Source organism: Altererythrobacter sp. C41 (assembly GCF_016803135.1).
Lineage (GTDB): Bacteria > Pseudomonadota > Alphaproteobacteria > Sphingomonadales > Sphingomonadaceae > Pelagerythrobacter.
In genome coordinates this window covers 197,849-222,342 of sequence record NZ_JAEVFE010000003.1, presented here as the reverse complement: position 1 = coordinate 222,342, position 24,494 = coordinate 197,849, and the positions used below count along the sequence as shown (strand labels likewise).

Below are 24,494 nucleotides of genomic sequence, written 5' to 3'. Positions count from 1 at the left end.
GCCGCGCTCCTCCAGCTCCTGATCGAGATCCTCGGCCACGTCAGCCCCAGCCGATCTCGGTGAAGAACACCGCGAAAAACGCGTCGAGCACGATGACCATGAAGATCGCCTGGACCACCGCCTTGGTCGTCTTCAGGCCCACTTCCTCCGAATTCCCCTGGACCTGCATGCCCTGATAACAGCCGGTCAGCGCCACGATCAGGCCGAAGACCGGCGCCTTGGCCAGTCCGACATAGAGGTCGTAGATCGGCACCACTTCCTGGGTGCGCGACAGGAAGGTCAGGAACGGGATGCCCAGCATCAGGTCGCCGATCACGGCGCCGCCGATGATCGCGATACACGAGGCGAAGAAGCCCAGCAGCGGCATCATCAACACCGCGGCGAGAATACGCGGGATCACCAGCGCCTCGATCGGCGAGATGCCGATCGTGCGCATCGCGTCCACTTCCTCGGTCAGCTTCATCGTCCCGAGCTGAGCGGCGAAGGCGCTGCCCGAGCGGCCGGCAACCATGATCGCCGTCATCAGCACGCCGAGCTCGCGCAAGGTGATGCGGCCGACGAGGTTGATGGTGAGCGTCTCCGCCCCGAACTGCGCGAGCTGCACCGCACCCTGCTGCGCGATCACGATACCGATCAGGAAGCTCATCAGGCCGATGATCGGCAGCGAGGAGACACCGACCAGCTCGAGCTGGTGCACCATCGCCTTGCCCCGAAAGCGCGAGGGGTGGCGGATCAGGCTTCCCGCCGCGAGCAGGATCTGGCCGAGGAACCCGACCATGCCGACGACGCCCTGCCCGAACTCGTGGACCAGTTCCCCCACCCGCTCGGGCACGCGCTCCCACACCGGAAGGCGCGGTGCGCGAATGTCGGCTCCGTCGCCGGCGGGTTCGACAGCCGCCAGCAAACGCTGCGCGCGTTCGCTGGCGCCGATGATCTCCGCATTGTGCCGCTTGGCGAGGCTGCTGGCGATCCACGCCCCGACCGTGTCGATTTCGCTGACGTTCGACAGGTCGACGGTGGCGAGATCGCCCTCGATCGATCGCAGGTCGCTGTCGACCGCGCCGATCGTGGAAACCAGATAAGGCCCTGAAAGGACAAGCCGCGCACCACCGGCGCCGCCATCCTCGACCTCGAAGAACGCCCCATCCTTCATCTCGGCGACCTATGCGGCCAAACCGTGTGCACTACAAGCGCGCAATCAGCCGTGTTGCGCCGCAGCGCACCCGCTGGCAAAGGCCGCGAACCTATGAGCACCGAACTTTCCAAGACTTTCGACCCGACCGAAATCGAGGCGCGCTGGTACGCGCATTGGGAAGGGCACGGCCTGTTCCGGCCCGAGCGGCCGGACGCCGAGCCCTTCACCATCGTCAATCCGCCGCCCAACGTGACCGGCAGCCTCCACATCGGGCACGCGCTCGACAACACGCTGCAGGACATCGTGGTCCGCTACGAGCGGCTGCGGGGCAAGGATGCGCTGTGGGTGGTGGGCACCGATCACGCGGGCATCGCGACGCAGATGGTCGTCGAACGCGAGCTGGAGAAGCGGCAGGACAAGCGCACCAATTACTCGCGCGAGGACTTCGTCGCGAAAGTGTGGGAGTGGAAGGAGGAAAGCGGCGGCACGATCACCCGCCAGCTCCGCCGCCTCGGCTGCTCGATGGACTGGAGCCGCGAGCAGTTCACGATGAGCCCCGAATTCACCCGCGCGGTGACCAAGGTCTTCGTCGATCTCCACAACCAGGGCCTGATCTACCGCGACAAGCGGCTGGTGAACTGGGACCCGAAGCTCAAGACCGCGATCAGCGACCTCGAGGTCGAGACGCAGGACGTGAAGGGCCATTTCTGGCACTTCAAGTATCCGCTCGCGGACGGTGTGACGCTGGACAGCGGACAGGACTACATCGAAGTCGCGACCACCCGACCGGAAACCATGCTGGCCGACATGGCCGTGGCGGTTCACCCGTCGGACGAGCGCTACGCCAGCGTGATCGGCCAGGAGATCGTCCAGCCGATCACCGGCCGCCGGTTCAAGGTGATCGCCGACGAGCATGCCGATCCGGAGCTCGGCTCGGGCGCGGTGAAGATCACGCCAGGGCACGACTTCAACGATTTCGAGGTCGGCAAGCGCGCCGGGATCGCGGCGGCCGAGATGCTCAACATGCTCGATGCCGAAGGCAACGTCTGCCAGACCGCCGACGGCCTGGTGCCCGAGGAATTCCTCGGCCTTCACCGTTTCCGCAAGGACGGGGTGGACGGCGCGCGCGAACTCGTGGTCGCACGGATGAAGGAGCTCGGCCGCCTGATCCCGCACGTCGACAAGGACGGCGAGGCGCACGACGCCGAACCGCGCACGATCGCCACCCCGTTCGGCGACCGCGGCGGCGTGGTCATCGAACCCTGGCTGACCGACCAGTGGTACGTCGATGCCGAAAAGCTCGCGCAGGCGCCGATCGAGGCGGTGCGTTCGGGCAAGATCGAGATCGTGCCGAAGAGCTGGGAGAAGACCTTCTTCAACTGGATGGAGAACATCCAGCCGTGGTGCGTCTCTCGCCAGCTCTGGTGGGGGCACCGGATTCCGGCGTGGTACGACGAGGACGGCAAGGCCTACGTTGCCGAGAGCGAGGAAGAAGCCCAGGCCCTTGCCGGCAACAAGGCGCTGACCCGCGACGAGGACGTCCTCGACACCTGGTTCTCGTCCGCCCTCTGGCCCTTCGCCACGCTCGGCTGGCCCGAGCAGACCGATCTCCTCGCCAAGCACTATCCCAACGACCTGTTGATCTCGGGCTTCGACATCCTGTTCTTCTGGGATGCGCGGATGGCCATGCAGGGGATGCATTTGATGGGGGAGGCGCCGTGGAAGCGGCTCTATCTCCACGGGCTCGTGCGCGCGGCGGACGGGCAGAAGATGTCCAAGTCCAAGGGCAACGTGGTCGATCCGCTCGGCCTGATCGACAAGTATGGCGCCGACGCGCTGCGCTTCTTCATGGCGGCCATGGAGAGCCAGGGCCGCGACGTGAAAATGGACGAGAGCCGGGTCGAGGGATACCGCAACTTCGCCACCAAGCTGTGGAATGCGACGCGTTTCTGCCAGGCGAACGGCATCGGCGGTTCGCAGTCGATTGCCGCTCCGCAGGCGACCAGCGCGGTCAACAAGTGGATCGTCGGCGAAGTGGTCGAAACACTCGCCGCACTCGACAAGGCCATGGCGGACCTGCGCTTCGATGCGGCCGCGAATGCGATCTACCATTTCGTGTGGGACACGTTCTGCGACTGGTATCTCGAGCTGATCAAGGGCCAGATCGACGACGAGACCCGGGCGGTCGCCGGCTGGGCGCTCGACCAGATCCTCGTCATGCTGCATCCGTTCATGCCCTTCATCACCGAGGAACTGTGGCACGCGCAGGGTGAGCGGCCGTACGAGCTGATCCTTGCGAAATGGCCCGAGCCTGTCGCGGCGATCGATGCCGAGGCCAAGGCCGAAATCGAGTGGTTGATCGACCTGACGCGCAACCTGCGCGCGGCGAAGAACGAGATCGGTCTGGCGCCCGGCGCGAAGCTGGAAGCCTGGCTCGCGCAGCCGTCCGCGATCGCGAGCAAGGTCCTCTCGACCAGCGCGGCAGCGCTCGACCGCGTGGCGCGCCTGTCCGCGGTCCATGCCGAGACGGCACCGCATGGCGCCGCGCTGCAGGTCGGCGTCGGCGGCGACAGCCTGGTGATCCCGCTGGAAGGGCTGATCGACGTCGAGGCCGAGAAGGCTCGTCTTGCCAAGGCGCTCGCGGCGTCGGAGAAAGAGGCGAAATCGCTCGAAGGCCGGCTTTCCAACCTGAACTTCGTCGAGCGCGCGAAACCCGAAGCGGTCGAGAAGGCCCGCGCCGATCACGCGCACCACGCGGCCGAAGCGGAACGCCTCAAGGCCGCGCTGGACCGGCTGGGATGACAGTCCTCCCCTCCTCTTCAGAGGAGGGGATCGAGGGGTGGTGGCGATGCGCCAGCATCGCTCGCGAAGCGAACTGTTCTCGCGTTGCGAGCACCACCCCCAAACCCCCTCCTCTGAAGAGGAGGGGGCTAAGAACAGCTTGAGTTGAACCGGGTATGTCGATCGTATTAGCCACGCAAAGTCCCGGCGAGCCGGAGATTTTCGCCTCGCTGCAGGGCGAAGGGCCAAGCGCCGGCGTGCCGGTCGCGTTCCTGCGCCTCTCGCGCTGCAACCTCGCATGCCAGTGGTGCGACACGGCCTATACCTGGCATTTCGAGGGCGACGAGCGGCCGCATCGCTCCGGCGAGACGTTCGAGCGCAAGGCCAATCAGATCACACTTAGCGAGGAGGAGGCTGCCCAGAGGATCGCGGCGCTGGGCCAGAAGCGCCTCGTGATCACCGGCGGCGAGCCGCTGCTTCAGGCGGGCGCGCTGGCGAAGCTGCTCGAGCTGTTGCCCGACATGACGGTCGAGATCGAGACCAACGGCACCGTCGCCGCCCCGCCCCGGCTCGACATCCGCATCGACCAGTACAACGTCAGCCCCAAGCTCGCGCACAGCGGCAATCCGGCCGAGCTCGCGCTGCTGCCCGAGCGGCTCGATGCCTACGCGGCCGATCCGCGCGCCTGGTTCAAGTTCGTGATCGCCTCGCCCGAGGATGTGACGGAGGTGCTGGCGCTTCAGGCGCGCTATCGCTTTCGGCCGGGGCATGTGTTCCTGATGCCCGAAGGCACCGACAGCGCGACGCTGCGGGCGCGGCAGGCGTGGCTTGCGCCGTTATGCCTGGAGCGCGGTTTCCGGATGAGCGACCGGCTGCATATCCATCTTTATGGGGATACGCGGGGAACCTAGAAGGACCTAAACGTACCTAGCGGCCCTGAGAGCGCCAGCGGCGCACCACACGCTGCACAGCCTCTTCCTCCCCGCCGCTTTCATTCCATAGTTCGACGAAGCTCGGGTCTTCCGACGCCGGGCGCTTGGCTTCTTCCAGGCTGTCGAAGCTGACGCGGATCGGGATCGCGACGCCTTCGCCGCAGATGATACATTCGCGGTTGCGGAGGGCGGGAATCGAATCGAGGAAGCCGCGCGCGCCTTCGGGCATGGCGGCTTTCACGAACGCCTGGTCGCGGTCGTTGTTGAGGCGCATGGCGATGATCGTGCCGCATTGCGACAGCACGCCCTCGGCAAGATCGGACGGGCGCTGGGTAATGAGGCCGAGGCTGATGCCGTACTTGCGGCCTTCCTTGGCGATGCGGCTGAGGATCATGCCGACCGACGATCCGTCCGCGTTAGCCTCGTTGGGCACGTAGCGGTGCGCTTCCTCGCAGACGAGCAGGATCGGCCGGGTCTTCTCCTCCCGCCCCCAGATCGCGAAGTCGAACACCAGACGGCTCAGCACGGCGACCACGGTGGAGGTGATGTCCGAGGGGACGCCGGAGACGTCGATGATCGAGATCGGCTTGCCCCCGCCGGGCATGCGGAAGATCTTGGCGATGAATTCCGCCATGGTGTCGCCGACCAGCATGCCGGAGAACATGAACTGGTAGCGCGGATCGCCCTTGAGCTCGTCGAGCTTGCTCTTGATCCGCATGTAGGGCGCCGACGAGGTCGCCTTGTCCAGCTTGCCCATCTCGTTCTGGAGCTCGTTCGAGAGGTCCGAGAGGAGATAGGGGATCGGCGAATCGACGGTGATTTTGCCCATCGTTTCGGCCAGGCGGTTCTTGCCTCGCGCCCGCAGCAGGCACTTGGCGAGGATGTCCATGTCGGTCTGCCGCTCGTTGCCGCTGGTCGTCAGCAGCGCCTCGCAATGCTCCTCGAAGTTCATCAGCCAGTAGGGGAGCTGGAGATTGGAGACGTCGAGGATCATCCCGGTGTCGCGGAACGCCGCGGCATATTCGCCGTGCGGGTCGATCATCACCACATGCCCCTCGGGCGCGGCCTCGCAGATGCGGTGAAGGATCAGCGCAGCGCTGGTCGACTTGCCGGTGCCGGTCGAGCCGAGCAGCGCGAAGTGCTTGCCGAGCATGGCATCGATGTAGAGGCCCGCGCGAATGTCCCGGGTCGGATAGACGGTGCCGATCTGGATGCTCGCGCGCCCATCGCTGGCGTAGATGTGCCGGAGATCGGCGGTGGTCGCCGGGTAGATCTTCGCCCCGGGAACGGGGTAGCGGGTGACGCCGCGGCGGAAGCCGTAGATGCGGCCGGTCCCGTTCTCCTCCATTCCTTCGCCGAGAAAGTCGACGTCGGCGATGATCCCGCCGCCTGCCCGCAGATCCTGCCGCTGGTTGCGGACGCTGGCGAGCAGCCAGGCATTGCCGGCGCGGATCTTGATCTGGCTGCCGACCTGCCCCGCGAGGGCGACCGAAGGGTCTTCGTCGGCCATGCACTCGTTCAGCCGCTGCACGTCGAGCGCGATCTGCGAACCGGAGCCGGCGACTTCGACGACCACGCCGATCGGCTGGATGGCATTGTCGGACCGGGTGGAGGAGGCGACGGCTTGCGGCTGCGGGTGCCCGGCGGCGCTGCCCCCGTCCCGCGTCGCCGTGTCGAGCGGCTGGCGCCGTTCGAGGTTGCCGTGGCCCATCTCGGTCATGAAGTGGTCGATCCCTGCGTCTGCCCGGGCGCCGGGCGTAACGCCGGGTGGTTAAGATCGGGTCAACACGGGGCCGAAAGGCCAGCTAGATCAGCGCGAAAAGGCGCCCCGCGACCCAGCCCATCCCGACCGACAGGAAGACCGCCAGGAAGCCGTAGAACAGCGATTGCCGTTCCGAGAAGACTTCCACGAACCGTTCGAACCCGACCTTGCGCACTTCGACCTCCGCAATGGCAGAGGCGATCACGCGGCCGCGGGTGATGGCGAAGGTTTCGGCGGTGTAAGTGCCGGTCTGGACGTTCGAGGGGAGCGAGATCCGCGCCTGATACAGCACCTGTTCGCTGATCTGCACGCCGCTGGGATCTTCCTTGTAGAGCCCCTGCCGGCTGCGCAAGTCGACCAGGCCGGCGGTGAAGCGCGTCTGCTCTTCCGGATCGATCGCGCCGGTCGGCGAGAGCTGCAGGTAGTCCAGCCCGAGCTCGTAGATCGCAGCGGTCCGCTCGTCGACGATCTCCCCGATGGGGCGCGAGGACGCGACCGCGAAGAACGACGGCGCGGACTGGAACGCGGTGCTGTCGGCATTGACCCAGATGCCGCCGACGCGCGCCTTCTCGCGCACGGCGATCGGCTCCGTCGGCCCCTTGAGGACCACGACGATATCGTAATCCTGCCCTGCCCGCGCGCCGGTGGGATCGAGGATCGCGCCGAACAGGAGCAGCTCGGTGCCGGTAAAGCCCTGCTGGACCTGCACGTCGTCCTGCGAGACTTCGGGCACCAGGATCGGGTCCCGCTGGGCCGAGAGCATCACCAGTGCCACGAGGAGGAACAGGCGCTTCACAGCGGCACCACGGTGAAGATCTCCTCCGGCCGGACGAAGAGGCCGAAGAACATTCGGGCGGTGATGAGGAGGACGATGGCCGCCAGCGCGAGGCGCAGATATTCGGGCTTGAACTTCTGCGCCACCTGCGTGCCGAGCTGCGCCCCCGTTACCGACCCGAACAGCAGCAGGGCGACGAGCACGATGTCGACTGCATGGGTCGTCAGCGCGTGCATCATCGTCGTCACCATGGTGACGAACAGGATGTTGTAGAGCGAGGTGCCGACCACGACGTTGGCGCTCATGCCCAGGATGTAGAGCATCGCGGGCACGAGGATGAACCCGCCGCCCACGCCCATCAGCATGGTCAGCGTGCCGACCACCACGCCCAGCAGCAGCGGCGCGATGGGGGAGATGTAGAGGCCCGATCCGTAGAACCGCCAGCGCAGCGGCAAGGCCGCGATCAGCCGGTGGTGCCGGCGCTTCATCGCAGGCTTCGCAGTGCCCCCCTCCGGCGGGCGGACAGCCTGCCACGCCTCGCGCGCCATCAGCGATCCGACCGAGCCGAGCAGGAAGACGTAGAGGACGTTGATGACCGTATCGATCTGGCCGATCGACTGGAAGAAGCGGAACAGCAGCGCGCCGATCCCGGCGCCGAGAATGCCGCCGGCGACCATTATGCTGCCCATGCGGTAGTCGACCCCGCCGCGCCGGCCGTGGGCGAGCACGCCCGAGACGCTGGCGCCGGTGATCTGGGTCGCCGCCGAGGCCGCCGCGACCGTGGGCGGAACGCCGTAGAAGATCAGCAGCGGCGTCGTCAGGAACCCGCCCCCGACGCCGAACAGGCCGGAAAGAACCCCGGTGAGCGCCCCCAGCCCGACGATGACCAGCCCGTTCACCGACAGGTTCGCGATGGGGAGGTACACGTCCATGACGAAGCCCTAGGGTCAAAACCCGATCAGGTCGAGGATCGTGATTGCCCCTGGAAGCCCGCTGACAAGGAGCGCAGCGCAGTCGCGTAGCCAAAGCTACGCGCAAGCCAGCGACGCCGCTCGGCGGGCTTCCAGGGGCAACCGCTGCGCGGCGGGCGGATCTTGACGCCATGCAGCGTCGCGCGTCGGTCACGATGCAGGAACATCGCTCCCTACTTGCTCCTTGCCTGGTGCCAAAATCCGCTCCGTCACGACCGCGACCTGATCGGGTTTCGACCCTAACCGAGGGCAGCGGCGGTTGAAAGCGGGCGGATTAAAATCCGGTCGAAAGCGTGACCGCAATGCCTCGCCCGGGCGCGGCTTCCCCTGCGATACGCCAGCGGTAGTCGAGCGCCAGCCGGGCAGGCGCATCGCCGATCTCGAGGTCGAGCGACGCCGTGGGGCCAATATCGAGCCGCGCCGCACCCTTCTGTGCTCCGCCCCAGACTCCGGCTCCGGCCCGCACTTCGGCGAGGTCGAAGCGGGCGACCTCGCGATCGACCCGCGCCTGCCCGTCGGCGAAGGCGGTGGCGAACCTGCCGCCGACATAGCCCGCCTGCGCATAGGCCTCGCCGCGGAGCCCCAGCGGCAGAGCCACCGGCGGGAGCTCGGTGACGGCAAAGGCCGCCGGCCGAAGTTCGACCTTACCGCTACCGTGCCGCGTCACCCGCACTTCGGAATAGAGCGACACCGGCACCGCCGCGAAAGGGCGCGCGGCCAATCCGGCAGCCAGTTCCGACTCCCTGCCGGCGGCGAGCGCCTGCGTCGCACGGGCGTAGGCCGCTGGCCGGCGCGCGCTGCCGGATGCGAGGCGATAGCGGATCACCGCGCCCGCCTGGCTGGCACCGTAGCTCGCCGACCGCCCGCCCGCTGCAGCTTCGCCGCCCTCCCCCGGGCGCAGGAGCAGCCAGGCGTCGAACGACCATCGGTCGGGCTTCCGTACCGCGAGAGGCGGCCGCGTGCGGATTGCGGGCGACGCCGCCCTCGCCCGCAGGAGCGCCGCCACATCGGGCGGAACGGGAAGCTGCGCGGTCGCGGCGAGCCACAGGAGCTGGTGGCTGGCCATGACCTCGCTGCGGGAGGCTGGCGGCGAACTGGAGGTCGCCTGAACCTGCCAGACCGGGAGCGGTTCGAGCAGCGCGACCAGGCTCGCGGGCACCGGCCCGGGACCAGCCGCCAACGGGCCAAACTTCCGATCCGCTGTAGTCTGAACGATCGCCGCGTCCTGTGCGGGGGACGCCGCTACGGGCGCGGCGCTGGGTGTCGACATCGGCGGGGCCACACTCTCCAACATCGTCTCCAGCGGCCGCGATGGGGATTCCCACACCATCGCCCGCGTTCCGACCCAGGCGGTCAGCAGAACCGCGAGCATCAGCAGGGGCTCACCCCGGCGCCGGCCCGCGTTGCCGCTCATGACGTCACCCGGCGGGGCAGGAGCGCGGGATGCGCGTCGTGCTCGGTCTTGTCCCATTGCGGCCGCGCGCCGCGCAGGCTTCGGACATAGGCGGACAAGGCGCGCCGCCCCGCCAGCATCGCAATGAAATTGGCGACCGGCAGGCGCAGGACCGCGCGAACGCCTTCGCCGAAACCATGCTCGCGCGCGGTGAAGGCGAAGCGAAAGACGCAGCGCCACAGCAAGGCGGCGATATTGGCGATGAGGATCGCTTCGAGCGCCGGCGAGAGTTCGGGCGCGGCGGTCCAGCCGGCGAGGCTCGCCGCCGAACCGATCCCGCCGAGAAACAGCGCGGCAAGCGCGACGCCCAGCAGGAGCGCCGCGAACGGCCCGCGCCGATCGCGCAGCCGCATCCAGACTTCGACCGGGCGCCCATGCCAGCCAAGCCGGTCCCAGCCCTGGAAGGCGATCCCCAGGATCCACCGCGTCTTCTGACGGACGGCCTGATGAAGCCGCGAAGGGAAGAAGGCACGCGTGGCGATCAGTTGCCCGTCGGCGGACCTGCGCCGCACGAAGCGGGTCCGCCCGCCCATCTCCGCGATGCCGAGGCCGAGTTCGTAATCTTCGGTCAGGCTGTCGGTGGCGAACGGTGCGTGGAGGCCCCGGCTGGCCGCGAGGCGGGCCAATGCGTCGCGCGCGATGCCGCACCCCACGCCCGCGAGCGGGATGCCCGCGCCGAGCGCGTCGCGGACCACCAGGCCCTTGCTGTGGCTCTCGGCGAACTCCTCGCAATAGTGGCTGCCGACCCAGCGCGACTCCGCTTGGGGCAACGGCAGGACGGGCAGTTGCACGAGATCGGCGCCGCGCAGGCACTCGTCGATCAGCGCCAGCGCGGCGGGATCGACCATGTCCTCCGCATCGTGCAGCAGGACGCTGGCGGCACGCGTGCCGCCGCGTGCCTCGTCCGCCTCCAGCGCGGCGTAGAGGCGGTTGAGGCAATCCGCCTTGGTCGTCGGCCCTGCGGCTTCGTTGATCACCACCCGCACGCGGTCGTCGCCACTGGCGGCCGCCGCGACCGCCTCGATCGTCGCCGGATCGTTGCAGTAGCAGCCGACGTAGATGCGCAAGGTGCGGTCGGGCCAGACCCGCAGCATGTGCCGCACCGTCGCGCCGATCACGCGATCCTCGTGCCAGGCGGGAATGAACACCGCCGCCTGGCGCAGCGGCGGGCGATCGGGACGCGCGGGATCGTAGACCGCGGGCCGCGCGCGGCCGCTCAGCCGCAGCCAGAGCCACGCGAAATCGATCGCGAACTCGTCGAGCGCACCGATCAGAAAAAACACCGCTGCGAAAAGAAGCAGCTCGCGTTGGACGAGCACCACCCAATCGAGCAGCGGCAATCCCCCGGACAGCATCCGTTATCCCCCCGCGGGGATTTCTATCCAAGGGCCGCTGGACTTGCAACGCACTAGGAAATCCGAAATGGAGCGTTCCCATGGCCAAAGCACCCAAACCGATCCTCGATCTCGTCGCCCCCGTCCGTGCGCTGTTCGTCGGCGATGCTTCGGCGGGGGTGCTGCTCATCCTGGTGGCAGCCGCGGCGATGCTGATCGCCAACTCGCCGCTGGCGCACAGCTACCATGATCTGTTTCACGCGCCGTTCGCTTTCACGCCGGTTGCGAAGCTCAACACGCTGCATCTGTGGATCAACGACGGGCTGATGGCGATCTTCTTCTTCGTCGTCGGGCTGGAGGTGAAACGCGAGTGGATTGAAGGGCAGCTCAGCACCGCGGAGCAGCGGCGGCTGCCGGTCCTTGCTGCGGCGGCGGGGATGCTGGCGCCCGCGCTGGTTTATTTCTTCTTCGTCCAGGGAGAGGACCCGCAGCTCGCCCAGGGGTGGGCCATTCCGGCCGCGACCGACATCGCCTTCGCGATGGGAGTGCTCGGCCTGCTCGGCAACCGGGTGCCGGCGTCGTTGCGGCTGTTCCTGCTGACGGTCGCGATCGTCGACGACATCGGCGCGGTGCTGATCATCGCGGTCGCCTATACCGCGGGCATCAAGTTCATGTGGCTGGTCGGCGCACTGGTGATCCTGGGCGTCATGCTGGCGCTCAACCGGATGCGCGTGAAGACCGTGGTGCCCTTTCTGCTGCTGGCGGTCGTGCTGTGGTACTTCGTGCTCAATTCGGGCGTGCACGCGACCATCGCCGGGGTCGCCGCCGCGATGCTGATCCCGATGGTCGGGAAGAACGACGAGACGATGCTCGAACGGCTCGAGCACCAGTTGGCGCCGTGGAGCGCCTACCTGATCGTGCCGGTGTTCGGCTTCGCCAATGCCGGCGTGAACCTGTCCGGCCTCGGGCTGGCAGGCGTGTTTGCGCCGCTGCCGCTCGCGATCGCCGCGGGCCTGTTCTTCGGCAAGCAGATCGGCATCGTCTCAGCGATCTTCGTCGCCGATCGAATCGGCTTCGCTCCCCGGCCGCAGGGGGCGAACTGGCCCGAAATCTGGGGCGTTTCGATCCTGTGCGGGATCGGCTTCACCATGTCGCTGTTCATCGGCGAACTGGCGTTCCCCGGTTATCGCCTGCTGATCGACGAGGCCAAGATCGGGATCCTGCTTGGCTCCCTCTGCTCGGCCGTCGTCGGGTTCACGATCCTGCGCATGACCACGGCGCATCCCGGCGACGAACCTGGTCGGGCCGGGAGCGACTGATCCGGAGCCTTACCAGCTTCCGGTGTTCTCCATGCTCGCCCAGGGCTCCTGCGGCGGGAGATGGCCTTCCTGCAGCAGCTCGATGGAAATGCCGTCGGGCGAGCGGACGAAGGCCATGTGCCCATCGCGCGGCGGGCGGTTGATGGTCACGCCCGCGTCCATCAGCCGCTGACAGGTCTCGTAGATGTTCTCCACGCGGTAGGCGAGGTGCCCGAAGTTGCGCCCGCCGGTGTACTCTTCCGGCGCGCTGCCGTCCTCCGGCGGCCAGTTGTAGGTCAGCTCCACCTCGGCGAGCCCCTCCTGACCCGGCGGGGCAAGGAAGACGAGCGTGAAGCGCCCCTTCTCGTTGTCGAACCGGCGCACTTCCTCGAGCCCGATCATGCGGAAGAAATCGACGGTCGCGTCGATATCCGTGACGCGGATCATGGTGTGCAGGTACTTCGTCATGGGGGGTTCCATTCGTCTACATTAAAGCACGGTTCATCGTGCGCATATTAGACGTCCTACATGGGTCTCCCCGTCCCGAAACGAAAGGGCCAATCATGGTCGAGAGCAAATCCGATGCGCCGTCCGCCTCCCTCCCGATGTGGCGCGAGCCCACCGCACGGCGATGGCTTGCCAGTTCGGCGATCGTCGCCGGTGGGCTGATCGTCGGCGGCTTCCTGCTCGGCGACGGACTGGTTCGGGCAAAACAGGCGGACCGCGCGGTCACCGTCCGCGGCCTTTCCGAACGCGAGGTCATGGCCGATCTCGCGACCTGGACGATCTCCTACTCCTCGACCGCCACCGATCTGGCGACCGCGCAGGCGGGCGTCGACCGCGACACCGCGTCGATCGAGGCCTTCTTTCGCGATCTCGGGTTTCCTGCGGGCGCGGTCGAACCGACGGGCGTCAACGTCAGCTACTTCACGGACAATCAGGGCATCGGGCGCTACACCGTCCGCCAGCGCATGTCGCTGCGGACCAACGACATCGAGCGCGCGCAGAATGCAGTGAAGCGGCAGGCGGAACTCGTCCGCCGCGGCGTCGTGCTCGAGGACGGCTCCGGCATGGCTTACACCTTCACCGAGCTGGACGCCGTCAAGCCGGCGATGATCGCCGAAGCGACCAAGGACGCCCGCGCCGCTGCCGAGCAATTTGCCGAAGACAGCGGCGCGAACGTCGGCAGCATCCGACAGGCGACCCAGGGCTACTTCTCGATCGAAGCGCGCGACGGCGAGACAGCCGGCTGGGGCGTGTCCGACAGCCCCCACAAGAAGGTGCGCGTCGTCACGACGGTGGACTTCTCGCTGGACTGACGGCTGCGGGCCGGCCGGACGAAGCTCAGAAGCTCATGCCCAGCGTCGCGACCACGGCGTCATCGGTATAGCCGTCGATCGACGGACCTTCGACGCCGACATAGCTGACGCCGAGGTTCAGGCCGCCCAGCACCGTGGCGCTCGCCCCAAGCGACCAGTCGAGCCCCGAATCGTCCGTGCTTCCGGCCAGTAGCGGGGGCGCGAGCACGCCGTCGGTGTAGCCGAGGTGGCCGCTCAGGGTGATCGGCGTGTTCGGAATGCCGACGCCGAGATCGGTGTAGACATAGAGATTGTCGCTGTCCCCCAACGCGGCCTGATCGAACGCATAGGCCGCGCCGACGGTAGCCTCTGCCGGGCCCAGCGCGAACGTGAGCGAGGCGTAGGGCTCGAGATAATCGGTGTCGGCGCCGAGATCCTCGGTCGGATACATGTAGTACAGCAGCCCGACGTCGAGCGTCAGGCCCTCGGCGACGGGGCCGCTCCAGCCGCCGTAGATATCCAGCTCGACATCGCCCAGCAGATCGGTGCCGCCGTCGTCGATCGAACTGCCCCAGGTGCCGATGTAGAACCCGCTCTCGTGGGCTATGTCGATTCCGCCCTGGATCGCCGGGTCGCCGCCCGACAGCGAAACGCCGCGGAAGCGGTAGTCGCTGACGATCGCGACGTTGCCGGACACTTCGACCGCGCTCGGCGGGTCGGTCTCGCCCTGCGCATGCACCGGCGCAGCAGCCATGACAGCGGATGATAGAATAGCTGCGGCGGTGAGGCCGCGGATGGACGTGAGCATGACAAACTTCCTTGCGTTTGCAGTTGTGCTTCGTCCCACCTGCCGGTTCGCCGGATGCTTCGTTTTATCGAGCACACTCTTGCGAACGCGAAACGATCGTGCAGCATCATGCTGCGATGCACAAGGAATATTTCAGACCGTGTTCGACGGGAGACGGACGTGTTGAATTCGTGCACCAGCTGCCCCGCAGGTTCAGTGGCGAGTCATCGGTTGCCGTGCAGGCGCGGCTGGCCTATCGGCGCCCCCTGTTCCACGCCAAAACACCCTATGTTCGAACCGTTCCGCAAGATCTTTCGCGCCCGCCCCGAGACGCCGCGCCCCTCCGTTCCCGAGGGAGAGCGGATCTATGTCGTCGGTGACGTTCACGGGCGTATCGATCTGTTCAAGCCGCTCATCGATGCGGTCGAGCGCGATGATCGCGAGGCCCAGCCGGCCGAAACCACCATCGTGCTGCTCGGCGACCTGGTGGACCGCGGACCCGACAGTGCGGGTGTGGTGGCCCAGGCACGCGAGTTGCAGGCGCGCCGCCGCGTGCGTATCCTCGCCGGCAATCACGAGGAAATGTTCCTCCAGTCGTTCGAGGAACGCAGCATACTGCGCCACTTCCTCAAGCACGGCGGGCGCGAGACGCTGTTCAGCTACGGCATCACGCGCGAGCGCTACAACGAAAGCACGCTCGACGAGCTGCAGCACCTGATGTGCGCCGCGGTGCCGCAGGCGGACCGCGATTTCCTGCGCGGATTCGAGGAATACGTGATCGCCGGCGACTATCTGTTCGTCCATGCCGGTATCCTTCCCGAGGTACCGCTTGAGGAACAGTCGCGCCACGACCTGCTGTGGATCCGCGACCGGTTCCTGCGCCACTCCGCGCCGCATTCGCATGTCGTGGTGCACGGGCACACGATCTGCGACCCGGTGGCCGAGTGCGCCAACCGCATCGGGATCGACACCGGCGCCTACCGGACGGGCAAGCTGACGGCGCTGGTGCTGGAAGGCGATACGCGGCGCTACATACAGGCCGCCGACGAAGCGGGCACGATTACAATTCGCAAGATGGGGACTGCGCAATGAAGATCGCAATGGTCGGTTCGGGCTACGTCGGCCTGGTGTCGGGCGCCTGCTTCGCCGATTTCGGGCATGAAGTAGTCTGCATCGACAAGGACCAGTCGAAGATCGACCGCCTGCACGAAGGCGTGATGCCGATCTACGAACCCGGGCTCGACGCGCTGGTCGAAAGCAATGTCGCCGCCGGACGGCTGTCGTTCACCACCGATCTTGCCGAGGGCATCGCCGGTGCGCAGGCGATCTTCATCGCCGTCGGCACGCCCAGCCGCCGGGGCGACGGCCACGCCGATCTCTCCTTCGTCCACGCCGTCGCCCGCGAAGTGGGCGAGAACCTGGCGAACGATGCGGTCGTGGTGACCAAGTCGACCGTCCCCGTCGGCACCGGCGACGAGGTCGAGCGGATCATCGCCGAGACCGGCTGCAAGCACCGCGTATCGGTCGTCTCCAACCCCGAGTTCCTGCGCGAAGGCGCGGCGATCGGGGACTTCAAGCGACCCGACCGGATCGTGATCGGCGCGGAGGACGACTTCGGCCGCGAGGTCATGCGCGAGGTCTATCGCCCGCTGTTCCTCAACGAATCGCCGATCCTGTTCGTCAGCCGCCGCAGCGCCGAACTGATCAAGTATGCCGCCAACGCATTCCTGGCGACCAAGATCACCTTCATCAATGAGATGGCCGATCTGTGCGAGAAGGTCGGCGCCAACGTGCAGGACGTGAGCCGCGGGATCGGGATGGACAACCGCATCGGCCCCAAGTTCCTCCACGCGGGCCCCGGTTACGGCGGCTCGTGCTTCCCCAAGGACACGCTGGCACTGCTCAAGACCGCGGAGGACTACGACAGCCCGGTGCGGATCGTCGAAGCGGTGGTGAAGACCAACGACAGCCGCAAGCGCGCGATGGGGCGCAAGGTGATCGACGCGCTCGGCGGCATGGAAGCGGCGCGGGGCAAGAAGGTCGCGCTGCTCGGCCTGACGTTCAAACCGAACACCGACGACATGCGCGACAGCCCGGCAATCGCGATCGCGCAGGCGCTCGGAGATGCCGGCGTGAAGGTCGCCGGGTACGATCCGGAGGGGATGGAGCAGGCCGCACCGCTGATGCCCGACGTGCAGATGTGCAAGAGCCCCTACGAGGCGATCGAAGGGGCCGATGCGATCGCCATCGTCACCGAATGGGATGCCTTCCGCGCGCTCGATCTGGAGCGCGTGAAGGCCCTGGCAAACGCGCCGGTGATGGTGGACCTGCGCAATATCTACAAGCCCGACCACATGCAGTCCGCGGGCTTCACCTACGTCAGCGTCGGACGGGGCTGATTCGCAGCGATTTTAGCCCTCGCCCCTTCAGGGGAGAGGGTTGGGAGAGGGGGAATCGCGCAACTCTTTCTCGGCTTACTCTCTCCCCTCTCAACTCCGGCTAGCGAGCAAGCTCGCAAGCCTGCGTATCTCTCCCCTGAAGGGGAGAGAGCGAATGAGGGCCTTTCGCTGCGCGACGACGAAAATGCCAGGGGGCCTGTAAGCCGGGTTCTGTCTCGCGGGCGGTATCCCGCCCTTGTTTCCTTGGAGGGACCGGCCCCGTGAGGGCAGCCATTCGTCTAGGCGACGGATTGCTCCGTGCGCTCAAGCAGCCAACCCGGGCGGTCGCAGCTTGCGCTTGGGGCGAAACACCCCAGCCCGCTTGCGCGGACGCGCCGCCCCTATTCGGCCTTGCTCCGGGTGGGGTTTGCCATGCGGGCCGCGTTGCCGAAGCCCCGGTGCGCTCTTACCGCACCCTTTCACCCTTGCCTGCGGCCTTTAGGGCCGCGTCGGCGGTATACTCTCTGTGGCACTTTCCCTGAGCCCGCTCGCGCGAGCCCGGCGGGCGTTACCCGCCACCCTCGTTTCGTGGAGCCCGGACTTTCCTCGACCCTCCGACCCGCTCATCCTGAGCTTGTCGAAGGGGCGCGGCTGCCCGGCCCCCTGGCGGCCCTTATCTAGCGTGTCCGCGGTCGCGATCCAAGAGGAGCTGGAACAGGATCGCCCGGATCTGCCCGTCGATCTCCCCGTCGATCCGTTCGGGCCGCCAGCGGCGCTGGAACGCTTCGACCGCCTTGCGCCCGTCGGTCACGTCGTAGCCGAAGCGCTCGAGCGCGAGGTAGAAGGCGCCGTCGTTGTCGAAGGGATCGCCCAGCTCGAGCTTCTCCGGACGCGGCAGGCACAGGCCGTATTCGGCGAGCCGGTCCCAGGGAAACAGCTCGCCGGGATCGATCTTGCGCGCGGGCGCGACATCGGAATGGCCGACGACGTTGGCGCGCGGAATATCGTGTTCCTTCACGATCCGCGCCACCAGCGGGACGAGCGCGGCAAACTGCGCATCCGAAAACTCGCGGTAACCGAGAGCATGCCCCGGGTGATCGAGCTCGATCCCGATGCTCGCCGAGTTCACGTCCTTGTGCCCACGCCAGTACGACGTACCCGCATGCCACGCCCGCTTGTCCTCCGCCACCAGCCGCGTGACTTCGCCCGCTTCCGAGATCAGGTAATGCGCGCTCACCCCCGCATCCGGATCGCACAGCCGCTCGAGCGCGGCGTCGGCGCTCTCCATCTCGGTATAGTGGATCACCACCATCGAGATCGGCAGCGTACGCTCGTTGAAGTTGGGCGACGGCCGCTCGTGGTGGACGAGTTCGTCCATCAGCCGTTCGGCAGCACCGCTCCGAGGACCAAGGCGTCGGGGGTCTGCCGATATTGCAGTCCGCCCCCGGCATGATCGGCCAGCAAGCATAGCAGGTGCGCGGGCGCAGTGCGGCTCGAAAGCTTGTCCTTCGACAGATTGCCTTCGAGCGCCGCGCCGATCGTCTCGTCGAATGCGATCCGGGCGCCGGCCGCGCGGACGACGATCTCGGTCGCGCCGTCCCGCACTTCCGCCCCGATGTCGATCGTGCCGCCGCGCACGAGCGCTTCGATGCCCATATGGGCGAAGTTGAGCAGCACCTTCACCGCCGGCTTGGACAAACGGCTTTCAGCAAGCGCCCAGTTCACCGCGACGCGCTTCGCATCACGCGCCAGCGCGTCGATCACCGCGCGGGCCTCGGCCACGTCCACCTGATCGCCGAAGCCGCCGGCAGCGCCGTAGGCAAGGCGGAAGAACTTGAGTTTGTCGGCGCTGATCTGCGCGCTCTGCTCGAGCAGTTCGAAGCAGCGCTGGCGCATCTCCGGGTCCTTCTCCCCTGCGAGGAGTTCGAGCCCGTTGGAAAGCGCCCCGACCGGGCTGAGCATGTCGTGACACAGGCGCGAACAGAGCATGCTGGCGAGGTCGATGGCGTCGGTATCGGTCATGGATTGAGAAACGTGGCCCCGTACTGCGAAAGTCTGGTTAACCGCTGCCTTACCGATCAATGACTCGCAGGGAAAGCGGTTCGAAGCCCGCTTCGTCGTCGCGCCAGAACCGTACCTCGCCTTGGCCGGCGATCGCCCAGACGCGGCCGTCGCGCGCCGCCATGGCCTGGTCCGTAGGCGAAGGCTCGGCCGGACCGCGCGGGTGAGAGTGATAGTAGCCGACGACCTGGGGCCCGCCCCTGCGCGCGGCCCGGTGCGCATCGATCAGCGCGCGCGGATCGATTTCGAAATGCGTTTTGGGCGCGGGGTGGACGTTGTCCGCGGGTTCGAGGGCGCGAACCTCCGCGCCGTCGCCCAGCAGGATGCCGCAGCATTCGCGGGGGGCCGCCGCTGCCGCCTCGGCGAGAATGCGCTCCAGGACCGCACTTGAGACTTGGGCAATCATCGCGCATTGGCCTAGCATGGCGGACGATCAAGTCATCGGCGGATTTCTCGCGCCCGGTCTCCGCCTCGACAAGGCGCTCGCCGACGCGTCGGGGCTTTCGCGCGAGCGGATCAAGGGGCTCATCGGCGAAGGCCGAGTCAAGGTCGACGGCGCGGTGGTGCGCAGCGCTTCGGCCAGGACCGGCGAAGGCACGACGTTTTCCATCGACGTTCCCCCGCCCCAGCCGCTGGCGGCCGAGGCGCAGGACATCCCGCTCGACATCGTGTTCGAGGACGATCATCTGATCGTGGTGAACAAGCCGGCGGGGCTGGTCGTGCATCCCGCGGCGGGAAACCCTGACGGGACGCTGGTCAACGCCCTGCTGCACCATTGCCGGGGGCAATTGTCGGGCATCAACGGCGTGGCGCGGCCGGGCATCGTCCACCGGATCGACAAGGACACCTCCGGCCTGCTTGTCGTCGCCAAGAGCGATGCGGCGCACGAGGGGCTGGCGCGGCAGTTTGCCGACCATTCGATCACCCGTGCTTACCTGGCCGTCTGCGCCGGCCACCCGGTCCCCTCGATGGGCACGATCGCAGGGCGAATCGGCCGGTCCGAGGCGAACCGCAAGAAGATGGCCGTGCTGCCGCCCAATTCGGCCCGCGGCAAGCACGCAGTAACGCACTACAAGACCCTGAAATTGCTGCGGGATTGCGCCCTGATCGAATGCCGACTGGAAACCGGCCGCACGCATCAGGTCCGCGTTCACTGTGCGTCAATCGGCCATCCGCTATTGGGGGACCCAACTTATGGACGCACACCGGCAGGGCTTCGCCCGCTCCTCAAGCAGCTCGGTTTTGCCCGTCAGGCGCTCCACGCCGCATCGCTCGGGTTCGATCATCCGATCACGGGCGAGAGGGTGGATTTCCGGGCCGAACTGCCCTCGGACATGCGGGAACTCATCGACGAAACCGCTCGTTGAAATCGATGAAAGTCGGTTCAATCCGCCCCACCAGCGTCCTATATGTGAATGCGTGGCCCGCAACGCGGATGCCCATGAGGGGTCCGTCACCGCGCGGTCGACACGAGAAAGGTCAGGGTAGACGTGAGCAACAACAAGGCATTGACAGTTCCGGCGCTTGGCGGTGAGCAGAGCCTCAACCGCTATCTCGCCGAGATCAAGAAGTTCCCGGTGCTGACGGCAGAGCAGGAATACATGCTCGCCAAGCGCTACGAGGAACACGAGGATTCGGAAGCTGCTGCGCAGCTCGTTACCAGCCATCTGCGGCTCGTGGCCAAGATCGCCATGGGTTACCGCGGCTACGGCCTGCCGGTCAGCGACCTCATTTCCGAAGGCAACGTCGGCCTCATGCAGGGCGTCAAGAAGTTCGAGGCCGACCGCGGCTTCCGCCTGGCGACTTATGCGATGTGGTGGATCAAGGCCTCGATCCAGGAATTCATTCTCCGCTCGTGGTCGCTCGTGAAGATGGGCACCACCGCGGCGCAGAAGAAGCTGTTCTTCAACCTGCGGCGGATGAAGAAGAACCTCGAGGCTTACGAGGACAGCGATCTTCATCCGGACGATGTCGCCAAGATCGCGACCGACCTCGGCGTGCCCGAGCAGGAAGTGATCAACATGAATCGCCGCATGATGATGGGCGGCGACGGATCGCTGAACACGCCCATGCGCGGCGGCGAGGAAGGTTCTGGCGAATGGCAGGACTGGCTGACCGACGATCGCCCGCTTCAGGACGAGACCGTGGCCGAGGCCGAGGAGGCGCAGGTGCGCCACGAGATGCTGGTCGAAGCGATGGACAGCCTCAATGAGCGCGAGAAGCACATCCTCACCGAACGGCGCCTGACGGACGATCCGCAGACGCTGGAGGAATTGAGCCAGGTCTACGACGTCAGCCGCGAACGCATCCGCCAGATCGAGGTGCGCGCGTTCGAGAAACTGCAGAAGGCGATGCAGCGGATCGCCGGCGAGCGGCTGCTGCCGGGCATCGCGTAAGCTAAATGGTCCGCCCGTGGCGCCTTTCGTATGGGCGTCACGCGGCGGCCGTTCTTCTCTTGCCGGCAGTTATTGGTCCGGCGGCGGCGGCGCAACCGGCGCCCCCGGTCCGGGCGCCTGCCACTATCCAGGCGTTCGATGCGGAACTGCCTTACCGCCCGGCTCCCGTCCGTATCGGCGGCCGCCAGCATCTCATCTATGAGCTGCACCTGACGAATTTTTCGTCGGCGCCCCTGACTTTGGATGAATTGACGGTCGAGGACGGTGCGACGGGCGCGCCTCTGCTGGCCCTTTCCGGCGATCGGCTCGCCGCAGCGCTCGGCGGGGTCCCTTCGAGTGGGGCGGACGGCCTCGCGATCGCGCCGGGTGCACGCACGATCGTCTATCTCGACGTTCCGCTGAGTGGGTCCGGCATCCCGGCGAGCCTGGCGCACAAGGTCGCGGTTACGAGCAAGGACGGAGCGGCAGTGATAGATGCCGGCCGGATCGAGGTGGACACACGCCCGCTGCCGATCCTGAGTCCGCCCCTGCGCGGAGGACCGTGGGTCGCCGTCTATGCGCCCGAGATGGAGCGCGGCCACCGCCGCGTGGTCTATGCCACGGCCGGACAGGCGACGATCCCCGGCAGGTTTGCGATCGACTGGATGAAGGCGGACGCGCAGGGGCGGCTCGATCGCTCCGACAGCAAGACGTTGGCCGACTCGCTCGGATATGGTGCGGAAGTGCTGGCGGTGGCCGACGCCGTCGTTGCGGCGACTCGCGACGAATTTACCGAACCGCTTTTGCGTGCCGACCTGCCGCGCGTCTCGATCGGCGATGCGACGGGCAACTTCGTCGCCCTCGACCTCGGAAACGGGCGCTTCGCCTTCTACGAGCATCTGCAGCCGGGCCTTCTGGTGAAGCCCGGTGACAGGGTGAAGCGCGGGCAGGTGATCGCGCGCCTCGGGCTGACCGGTCAGGGCACCTCCCCGCATCTTCATTTCCATGTCGCTTCACGCCCATCGCCTCTTGCAGCGGAGGGCCTGCCCTTTCTGATCGAAGGCGCGGAGATCATCGGCCGATACGCCTCGATCACCGACCTCGGCAGCGGGCCCTGGCAGCCGGCCGGACCCGTGCCGGGCCCGTCCATGCCCGAGGCGAACAGCGTGGTGCGCTTCCCCGATTGACGCGCAAGCGCCCCACGCCGGCGATCAGAAGCTCCTGGTGATCGCCAGGGCTTCCTCGAACCGCCCCTCCTTCTCCGCGTTGCGAAGCACCAGGGCATTGGGCACGCAAACCTCAGGCGGCGCACCGCTTTCGAACTGCATCATGACCTGATCGACGAAGGTGCCGAGCGGAAGGTAGCCTTCGCGGGTCGACTGGCCCGGCGTCAGTTCGGTCTGCACGGCGGGCGGCACGATCTCGATCACCTCAACCGCGCCTTCGAGTTTCGCGCGCAGCGAGATCGAATAGCTGTGGAGCGCCGCCTTCGTCGCCGAATAGGTGGCCGCCTTGGGCATCGGCACGAATGCGAGGCCCGAGCTGACGTTGACGATCGCAGCGCCGTCCTGCCTCGCCAGATGATCGACGAGCGCGTCGGTGAGCCGGATCGGGCCGAGCAGATTGGTGACCACCGTCGCCTCCGCATCGGCCAGGTCGCGTTTCGTCGTCACGTCCTCGTAGTGCATGATGCCGGCATTGTTCACCAGCACATTGAGCGCAGGGAACCGCCCGATCAGGTCCCGCACGAAACGTTCGATATCGGCCGGATCGGACACATCGAACACCATCGGATGGATGTTCGCATGTCCCTCGGCGGTTTCGGCGAGCGAGCTTTCGTTACGGCCGGCGACGATCACGGTGTTGCCAAGTTCGTGCCAGCGCCGCGCGAGTTCGCGGCCGATCCCGCTGCCGCCGCCGGTGACGAGAATGGTATTGCCACTGGTCTTCATGAGAAGAACCTTCCTTGCTTGCGTTGGAGAGGCACTCCATCTAGTCCATTACTCTCTTATGGAAAGTAGGCACCTCAACGTGCGGTAGTTACCGGAAGGAAAGAAATGGGAAAACCGCCGCATACGAGCTATCATTCGGACCCGCGTGTGGACGCACTGGTCGACGAGACGATCGGCCGCGTTGCCGACAAGTGGACTCTTCTCGTGCTGGAGGCGCTCGAGGAAGCAGGCGAGCAGCGGTTCAGCGCGATCGGCCGCGCGGTGCCGGGAATCAGCCAGAAGATGCTCACCCAGACGCTCAGGCAAATGGAGCGCGAAGGCTTGGTGACGCGCACGGTTCACCCGGAGGTTCCGCCGCGGGTCGAATACCGGCTGACCGAGCTCGGACACGATCTTGCCGAGGCATTTTGCGGAGTATGGCACTGGGCGGAGCGCAACATCGAGAAGATCGAAGCCGCCCGCGCCGCGTTCGACGCACGCAAGTAAGGCGATTGCACGCGGCTTCTGCCGCCCTTATCCGGTTTGCCCATGCGCTGGTTCCTGATGCTGCTCGCCAAGCTGGTTCTGTGGTTCGTGGGGCTCAGCCTCCTGCTCGTGGTCGTCTACAGGTTCGTGCCGCCGCCGGTGACGGTCACGATGTTGCTGGACGAGAATGGCATCACCAAGGATTGGGAGCCGCTTTCGAACATCGACCGCAATCTCGTCGCCGCGGTGATCGCCGCCGAGGACGGCAAGTTCTGCAGCCACAACGGTTTCGACCGTGAAGCGATCGAGAAGGCGATCCAGCACAATGCGCAGGGCGGGCGTATCCGCGGGGCGTCGACCATCAGCCAGCAGACCGCCAAGAACGTCTTCCTGTGGCAGGACGGGGGGTTCTTCCGCAAGGGGCTGGAGGCCTGGTTCACCTTCCTGATCGAGAACATCTGGGGCAAGCGGCGGATCATGGAAGTCTACCTGAACGTCGCCGAGACGGGGATCGGGACCTATGGCGCCGAGGCCGGAGCGCAGCGCTATTTCAATCACTCCGCCGCCCGCCTCAGCCGCATCGAGGCCGCACGCATGGCGGCCGCACTGCCGCTGCCCAAGCAGCGTTCGGTGGTGAATCCGGCCGGCTTCACGCGCCGTTACGGCAACACGATCGCGGCCCGCATGGGCGTCGTCGGGCGTGACGGGCTCGACGCCTGCGTCTATGAGTGAGCGCG

The 24,494-nt window shown here is 66.8% G+C and carries 23 protein-coding genes and 1 other RNA gene; 11 read left to right on the top strand and 13 right to left on the bottom strand.

The annotated features are described in order from the left end of the window. Positions 1 to 40: 40 nt before the first annotated feature. Entirely contained in the window at positions 41 to 1,153 is a 1,113-nt protein-coding gene (locus tag JNO53_RS08030) for an ABC transporter permease (RefSeq protein WP_203109456.1), read from the bottom strand. Between the two features lie 93 nt (positions 1,154 to 1,246). On the opposite strand from JNO53_RS08030, the gene JNO53_RS08025 reads away from it, so the two are divergent. Next, positions 1,247 to 3,937, top strand: coding sequence for a valine--tRNA ligase (locus JNO53_RS08025; protein WP_203109454.1), 2,691 nt, complete (start codon positions 1,247 to 1,249; stop codon positions 3,935 to 3,937). 155 nt (positions 3,938 to 4,092) lie between these two features. Continuing rightward, positions 4,093 to 4,827: a 7-carboxy-7-deazaguanine synthase QueE gene (locus JNO53_RS08020; protein ID WP_203109452.1), complete on the top strand. Its 735-nt coding sequence runs from the start codon at positions 4,093 to 4,095 to the stop codon at positions 4,825 to 4,827. Positions 4,828 to 4,843: 16 nt separating this feature from the next. Here JNO53_RS08020 and JNO53_RS08015 read toward each other — a convergent pair whose 3' ends face one another. The 5 genes from JNO53_RS08015 to JNO53_RS07995 all read right to left on the bottom strand — a co-directional run bounded on the left by JNO53_RS08015 (position 4,844) and on the right by JNO53_RS07995 (position 11,164). Then, positions 4,844 to 6,559: an ATP-binding protein gene (locus tag JNO53_RS08015; RefSeq protein ID WP_443111169.1), complete on the bottom strand. Its 1,716-nt coding sequence runs from the start codon at positions 6,557 to 6,559 to the stop codon at positions 4,844 to 4,846. Positions 6,560 to 6,653: 94 nt separating this feature from the next. Then, the gene (locus JNO53_RS08010; protein ID WP_203109752.1) at positions 6,654 to 7,373 is read right to left on the bottom strand and encodes a TIGR02186 family protein; all 720 of its coding nucleotides are present in this window, start codon (positions 7,371 to 7,373) and stop codon (positions 6,654 to 6,656) included. Positions 7,374 to 7,402: 29 nt separating this feature from the next. Beyond that, complete coding sequence (locus JNO53_RS08005; protein ID WP_203109448.1) at positions 7,403 to 8,317, bottom strand: sulfite exporter TauE/SafE family protein; 915 nt, start codon at positions 8,315 to 8,317, stop codon at positions 7,403 to 7,405. Positions 8,318 to 8,630: 313 nt separating this feature from the next. Next, complete coding sequence (locus tag JNO53_RS08000; protein ID WP_203109446.1) at positions 8,631 to 9,770, bottom strand: hypothetical protein; 1,140 nt, start codon at positions 9,768 to 9,770, stop codon at positions 8,631 to 8,633. Continuing rightward, positions 9,767 to 11,164 (bottom strand): glycosyl transferase family protein, encoded by a 1,398-nt coding sequence (locus tag JNO53_RS07995; protein WP_203109444.1) that lies wholly within the window; start codon positions 11,162 to 11,164, stop codon positions 9,767 to 9,769. The genes JNO53_RS08000 and JNO53_RS07995 overlap by 4 nt, the downstream gene beginning before the upstream one ends. 80 nt (positions 11,165 to 11,244) lie before the next feature. Between JNO53_RS07995 and nhaA the strand changes: the two genes are divergently transcribed. Further along, a complete protein-coding gene (gene nhaA / locus JNO53_RS07990) occupies positions 11,245 to 12,462 on the top strand; it encodes a Na+/H+ antiporter NhaA (RefSeq protein ID WP_203109442.1) in 1,218 nt (405 codons plus the stop codon). A gap of 9 nt (positions 12,463 to 12,471) precedes the next feature. Here the strand turns inward: nhaA and JNO53_RS07985 are convergent, their stop codons facing one another. Continuing rightward, the gene (locus JNO53_RS07985; protein WP_203109440.1) at positions 12,472 to 12,909 is read right to left on the bottom strand and encodes a VOC family protein; all 438 of its coding nucleotides are present in this window, start codon (positions 12,907 to 12,909) and stop codon (positions 12,472 to 12,474) included. 137 nt (positions 12,910 to 13,046) lie between these two features. Between JNO53_RS07985 and JNO53_RS07980 the strand changes: the two genes are divergently transcribed. Beyond that, positions 13,047 to 13,760 (top strand): SIMPL domain-containing protein, encoded by a 714-nt coding sequence (locus JNO53_RS07980; RefSeq protein WP_203109750.1) that lies wholly within the window; start codon positions 13,047 to 13,049, stop codon positions 13,758 to 13,760. A 25-nt stretch (positions 13,761 to 13,785) separates the two neighbouring features. Here the strand turns inward: JNO53_RS07980 and JNO53_RS07975 are convergent, their stop codons facing one another. Continuing rightward, positions 13,786 to 14,547, bottom strand: coding sequence for a TorF family putative porin (locus JNO53_RS07975; RefSeq protein ID WP_203109438.1), 762 nt, complete (start codon positions 14,545 to 14,547; stop codon positions 13,786 to 13,788). Positions 14,548 to 14,814: 267 nt separating this feature from the next. Between JNO53_RS07975 and JNO53_RS07970 the strand changes: the two genes are divergently transcribed. Then, the gene (locus JNO53_RS07970) at positions 14,815 to 15,618 is read left to right on the top strand and encodes a metallophosphoesterase family protein (protein WP_203109436.1); all 804 of its coding nucleotides are present in this window, start codon (positions 14,815 to 14,817) and stop codon (positions 15,616 to 15,618) included. Beyond that, on the top strand, positions 15,615 to 16,925 hold the full coding sequence (locus tag JNO53_RS07965) for a UDP-glucose dehydrogenase family protein (protein WP_203109434.1): 1,311 nt from the start codon (positions 15,615 to 15,617) through the stop codon (positions 16,923 to 16,925). Before JNO53_RS07970 ends, JNO53_RS07965 begins: the two co-directional genes overlap by 4 nt. Positions 16,926 to 17,108: 183 nt before the next feature. Here the strand turns inward: JNO53_RS07965 and rnpB are convergent. The 4 genes from rnpB to JNO53_RS07945 form a co-directional block, all read right to left on the bottom strand. Then, an RNA gene (gene rnpB, locus JNO53_RS07960) (RNase P RNA component class A) lies at positions 17,109 to 17,571 on the bottom strand. 6 nt (positions 17,572 to 17,577) lie between these two features. After that, the gene (locus JNO53_RS07955; protein ID WP_203109432.1) at positions 17,578 to 18,282 is read right to left on the bottom strand and encodes an N-acetylmuramoyl-L-alanine amidase; all 705 of its coding nucleotides are present in this window, start codon (positions 18,280 to 18,282) and stop codon (positions 17,578 to 17,580) included. Then, a complete protein-coding gene (locus tag JNO53_RS07950; protein WP_203109430.1) occupies positions 18,282 to 18,926 on the bottom strand; it encodes a histidine phosphotransferase family protein in 645 nt (214 codons plus the stop codon). The genes JNO53_RS07955 and JNO53_RS07950 overlap by 1 nt, the downstream gene beginning before the upstream one ends. Positions 18,927 to 18,975: 49 nt before the next feature. Further along, positions 18,976 to 19,371 carry a M67 family metallopeptidase gene (locus tag JNO53_RS07945; RefSeq protein ID WP_203109428.1) on the bottom strand — a complete coding sequence of 132 codons (396 nt, stop codon included), beginning with the start codon at positions 19,369 to 19,371 and terminating at the stop codon, positions 18,976 to 18,978. A gap of 16 nt (positions 19,372 to 19,387) precedes the next feature. On the opposite strand from JNO53_RS07945, the gene JNO53_RS07940 reads away from it, so the two are divergent. From JNO53_RS07940 to JNO53_RS07930, 3 genes are all read left to right on the top strand, one after another. Beyond that, complete coding sequence (locus JNO53_RS07940; protein ID WP_203109426.1) at positions 19,388 to 20,332, top strand: RluA family pseudouridine synthase; 945 nt, start codon at positions 19,388 to 19,390, stop codon at positions 20,330 to 20,332. A 123-nt stretch (positions 20,333 to 20,455) separates the two neighbouring features. Beyond that, entirely contained in the window at positions 20,456 to 21,361 is a 906-nt protein-coding gene (rpoH, locus tag JNO53_RS07935; RefSeq protein ID WP_203109424.1) for an RNA polymerase sigma factor RpoH, read from the top strand. A 239-nt stretch (positions 21,362 to 21,600) separates the two neighbouring features. After that, complete coding sequence (locus JNO53_RS07930; RefSeq protein WP_203109422.1) at positions 21,601 to 22,527, top strand: M23 family metallopeptidase; 927 nt, start codon at positions 21,601 to 21,603, stop codon at positions 22,525 to 22,527. A gap of 24 nt (positions 22,528 to 22,551) precedes the next feature. Here the strand turns inward: JNO53_RS07930 and JNO53_RS07925 are convergent, their stop codons facing one another. After that, on the bottom strand, positions 22,552 to 23,292 hold the full coding sequence (locus JNO53_RS07925) for an SDR family oxidoreductase (RefSeq protein WP_203109420.1): 741 nt from the start codon (positions 23,290 to 23,292) through the stop codon (positions 22,552 to 22,554). A 105-nt stretch (positions 23,293 to 23,397) separates the two neighbouring features. On the opposite strand from JNO53_RS07925, the gene JNO53_RS07920 reads away from it, so the two are divergent. Beyond that, the gene (locus tag JNO53_RS07920; protein WP_203109417.1) at positions 23,398 to 23,778 is read left to right on the top strand and encodes a winged helix-turn-helix transcriptional regulator; all 381 of its coding nucleotides are present in this window, start codon (positions 23,398 to 23,400) and stop codon (positions 23,776 to 23,778) included. A gap of 42 nt (positions 23,779 to 23,820) precedes the next feature. Beyond that, a complete protein-coding gene (gene mtgA, locus JNO53_RS07915; protein WP_203109415.1) occupies positions 23,821 to 24,489 on the top strand; it encodes a monofunctional biosynthetic peptidoglycan transglycosylase in 669 nt (222 codons plus the stop codon). Positions 24,490 to 24,494 lie beyond the last annotated feature (5 nt).

Coding starts and splice junctions, on each gene's coding strand:
- JNO53_RS08030 (WP_203109456.1), bottom strand. CDS start 1,153: ATGAAGGATGGGGCGTTCTTCGAGGTCGAGGATGGCGGCGCCGGTGGT.
- JNO53_RS08025 (WP_203109454.1), top strand. CDS start 1,247: ATGAGCACCGAACTTTCCAAGACTTTCGACCCGACCGAAATCGAGGCG.
- JNO53_RS08020 (WP_203109452.1), top strand. CDS start 4,093: ATGTCGATCGTATTAGCCACGCAAAGTCCCGGCGAGCCGGAGATTTTC.
- JNO53_RS08015 (WP_443111169.1), bottom strand. CDS start 6,559: ATGGGCCACGGCAACCTCGAACGGCGCCAGCCGCTCGACACGGCGACG.
- JNO53_RS08010 (WP_203109752.1), bottom strand. CDS start 7,373: ATGCTCTCGGCCCAGCGGGACCCGATCCTGGTGCCCGAAGTCTCGCAG.
- JNO53_RS08005 (WP_203109448.1), bottom strand. CDS start 8,317: ATGGACGTGTACCTCCCCATCGCGAACCTGTCGGTGAACGGGCTGGTC.
- JNO53_RS08000 (WP_203109446.1), bottom strand. CDS start 9,770: ATGAGCGGCAACGCGGGCCGGCGCCGGGGTGAGCCCCTGCTGATGCTC.
- JNO53_RS07995 (WP_203109444.1), bottom strand. CDS start 11,164: ATGCTGTCCGGGGGATTGCCGCTGCTCGATTGGGTGGTGCTCGTCCAA.
- nhaA (WP_203109442.1), top strand. CDS start 11,245: ATGGCCAAAGCACCCAAACCGATCCTCGATCTCGTCGCCCCCGTCCGT.
- JNO53_RS07985 (WP_203109440.1), bottom strand. CDS start 12,909: ATGACGAAGTACCTGCACACCATGATCCGCGTCACGGATATCGACGCG.
- JNO53_RS07980 (WP_203109750.1), top strand. CDS start 13,047: ATGTGGCGCGAGCCCACCGCACGGCGATGGCTTGCCAGTTCGGCGATC.
- JNO53_RS07975 (WP_203109438.1), bottom strand. CDS start 14,547: ATGCTCACGTCCATCCGCGGCCTCACCGCCGCAGCTATTCTATCATCC.
- JNO53_RS07970 (WP_203109436.1), top strand. CDS start 14,815: ATGTTCGAACCGTTCCGCAAGATCTTTCGCGCCCGCCCCGAGACGCCG.
- JNO53_RS07965 (WP_203109434.1), top strand. CDS start 15,615: ATGAAGATCGCAATGGTCGGTTCGGGCTACGTCGGCCTGGTGTCGGGC.
- JNO53_RS07955 (WP_203109432.1), bottom strand. CDS start 18,282: ATGGACGAACTCGTCCACCACGAGCGGCCGTCGCCCAACTTCAACGAG.
- JNO53_RS07950 (WP_203109430.1), bottom strand. CDS start 18,926: ATGACCGATACCGACGCCATCGACCTCGCCAGCATGCTCTGTTCGCGC.
- JNO53_RS07945 (WP_203109428.1), bottom strand. CDS start 19,371: ATGATTGCCCAAGTCTCAAGTGCGGTCCTGGAGCGCATTCTCGCCGAG.
- JNO53_RS07940 (WP_203109426.1), top strand. CDS start 19,388: ATGGCGGACGATCAAGTCATCGGCGGATTTCTCGCGCCCGGTCTCCGC.
- JNO53_RS07925 (WP_203109420.1), bottom strand. CDS start 23,292: ATGAAGACCAGTGGCAATACCATTCTCGTCACCGGCGGCGGCAGCGGG.
- JNO53_RS07920 (WP_203109417.1), top strand. CDS start 23,398: ATGGGAAAACCGCCGCATACGAGCTATCATTCGGACCCGCGTGTGGAC.
- mtgA (WP_203109415.1), top strand. CDS start 23,821: ATGCGCTGGTTCCTGATGCTGCTCGCCAAGCTGGTTCTGTGGTTCGTG.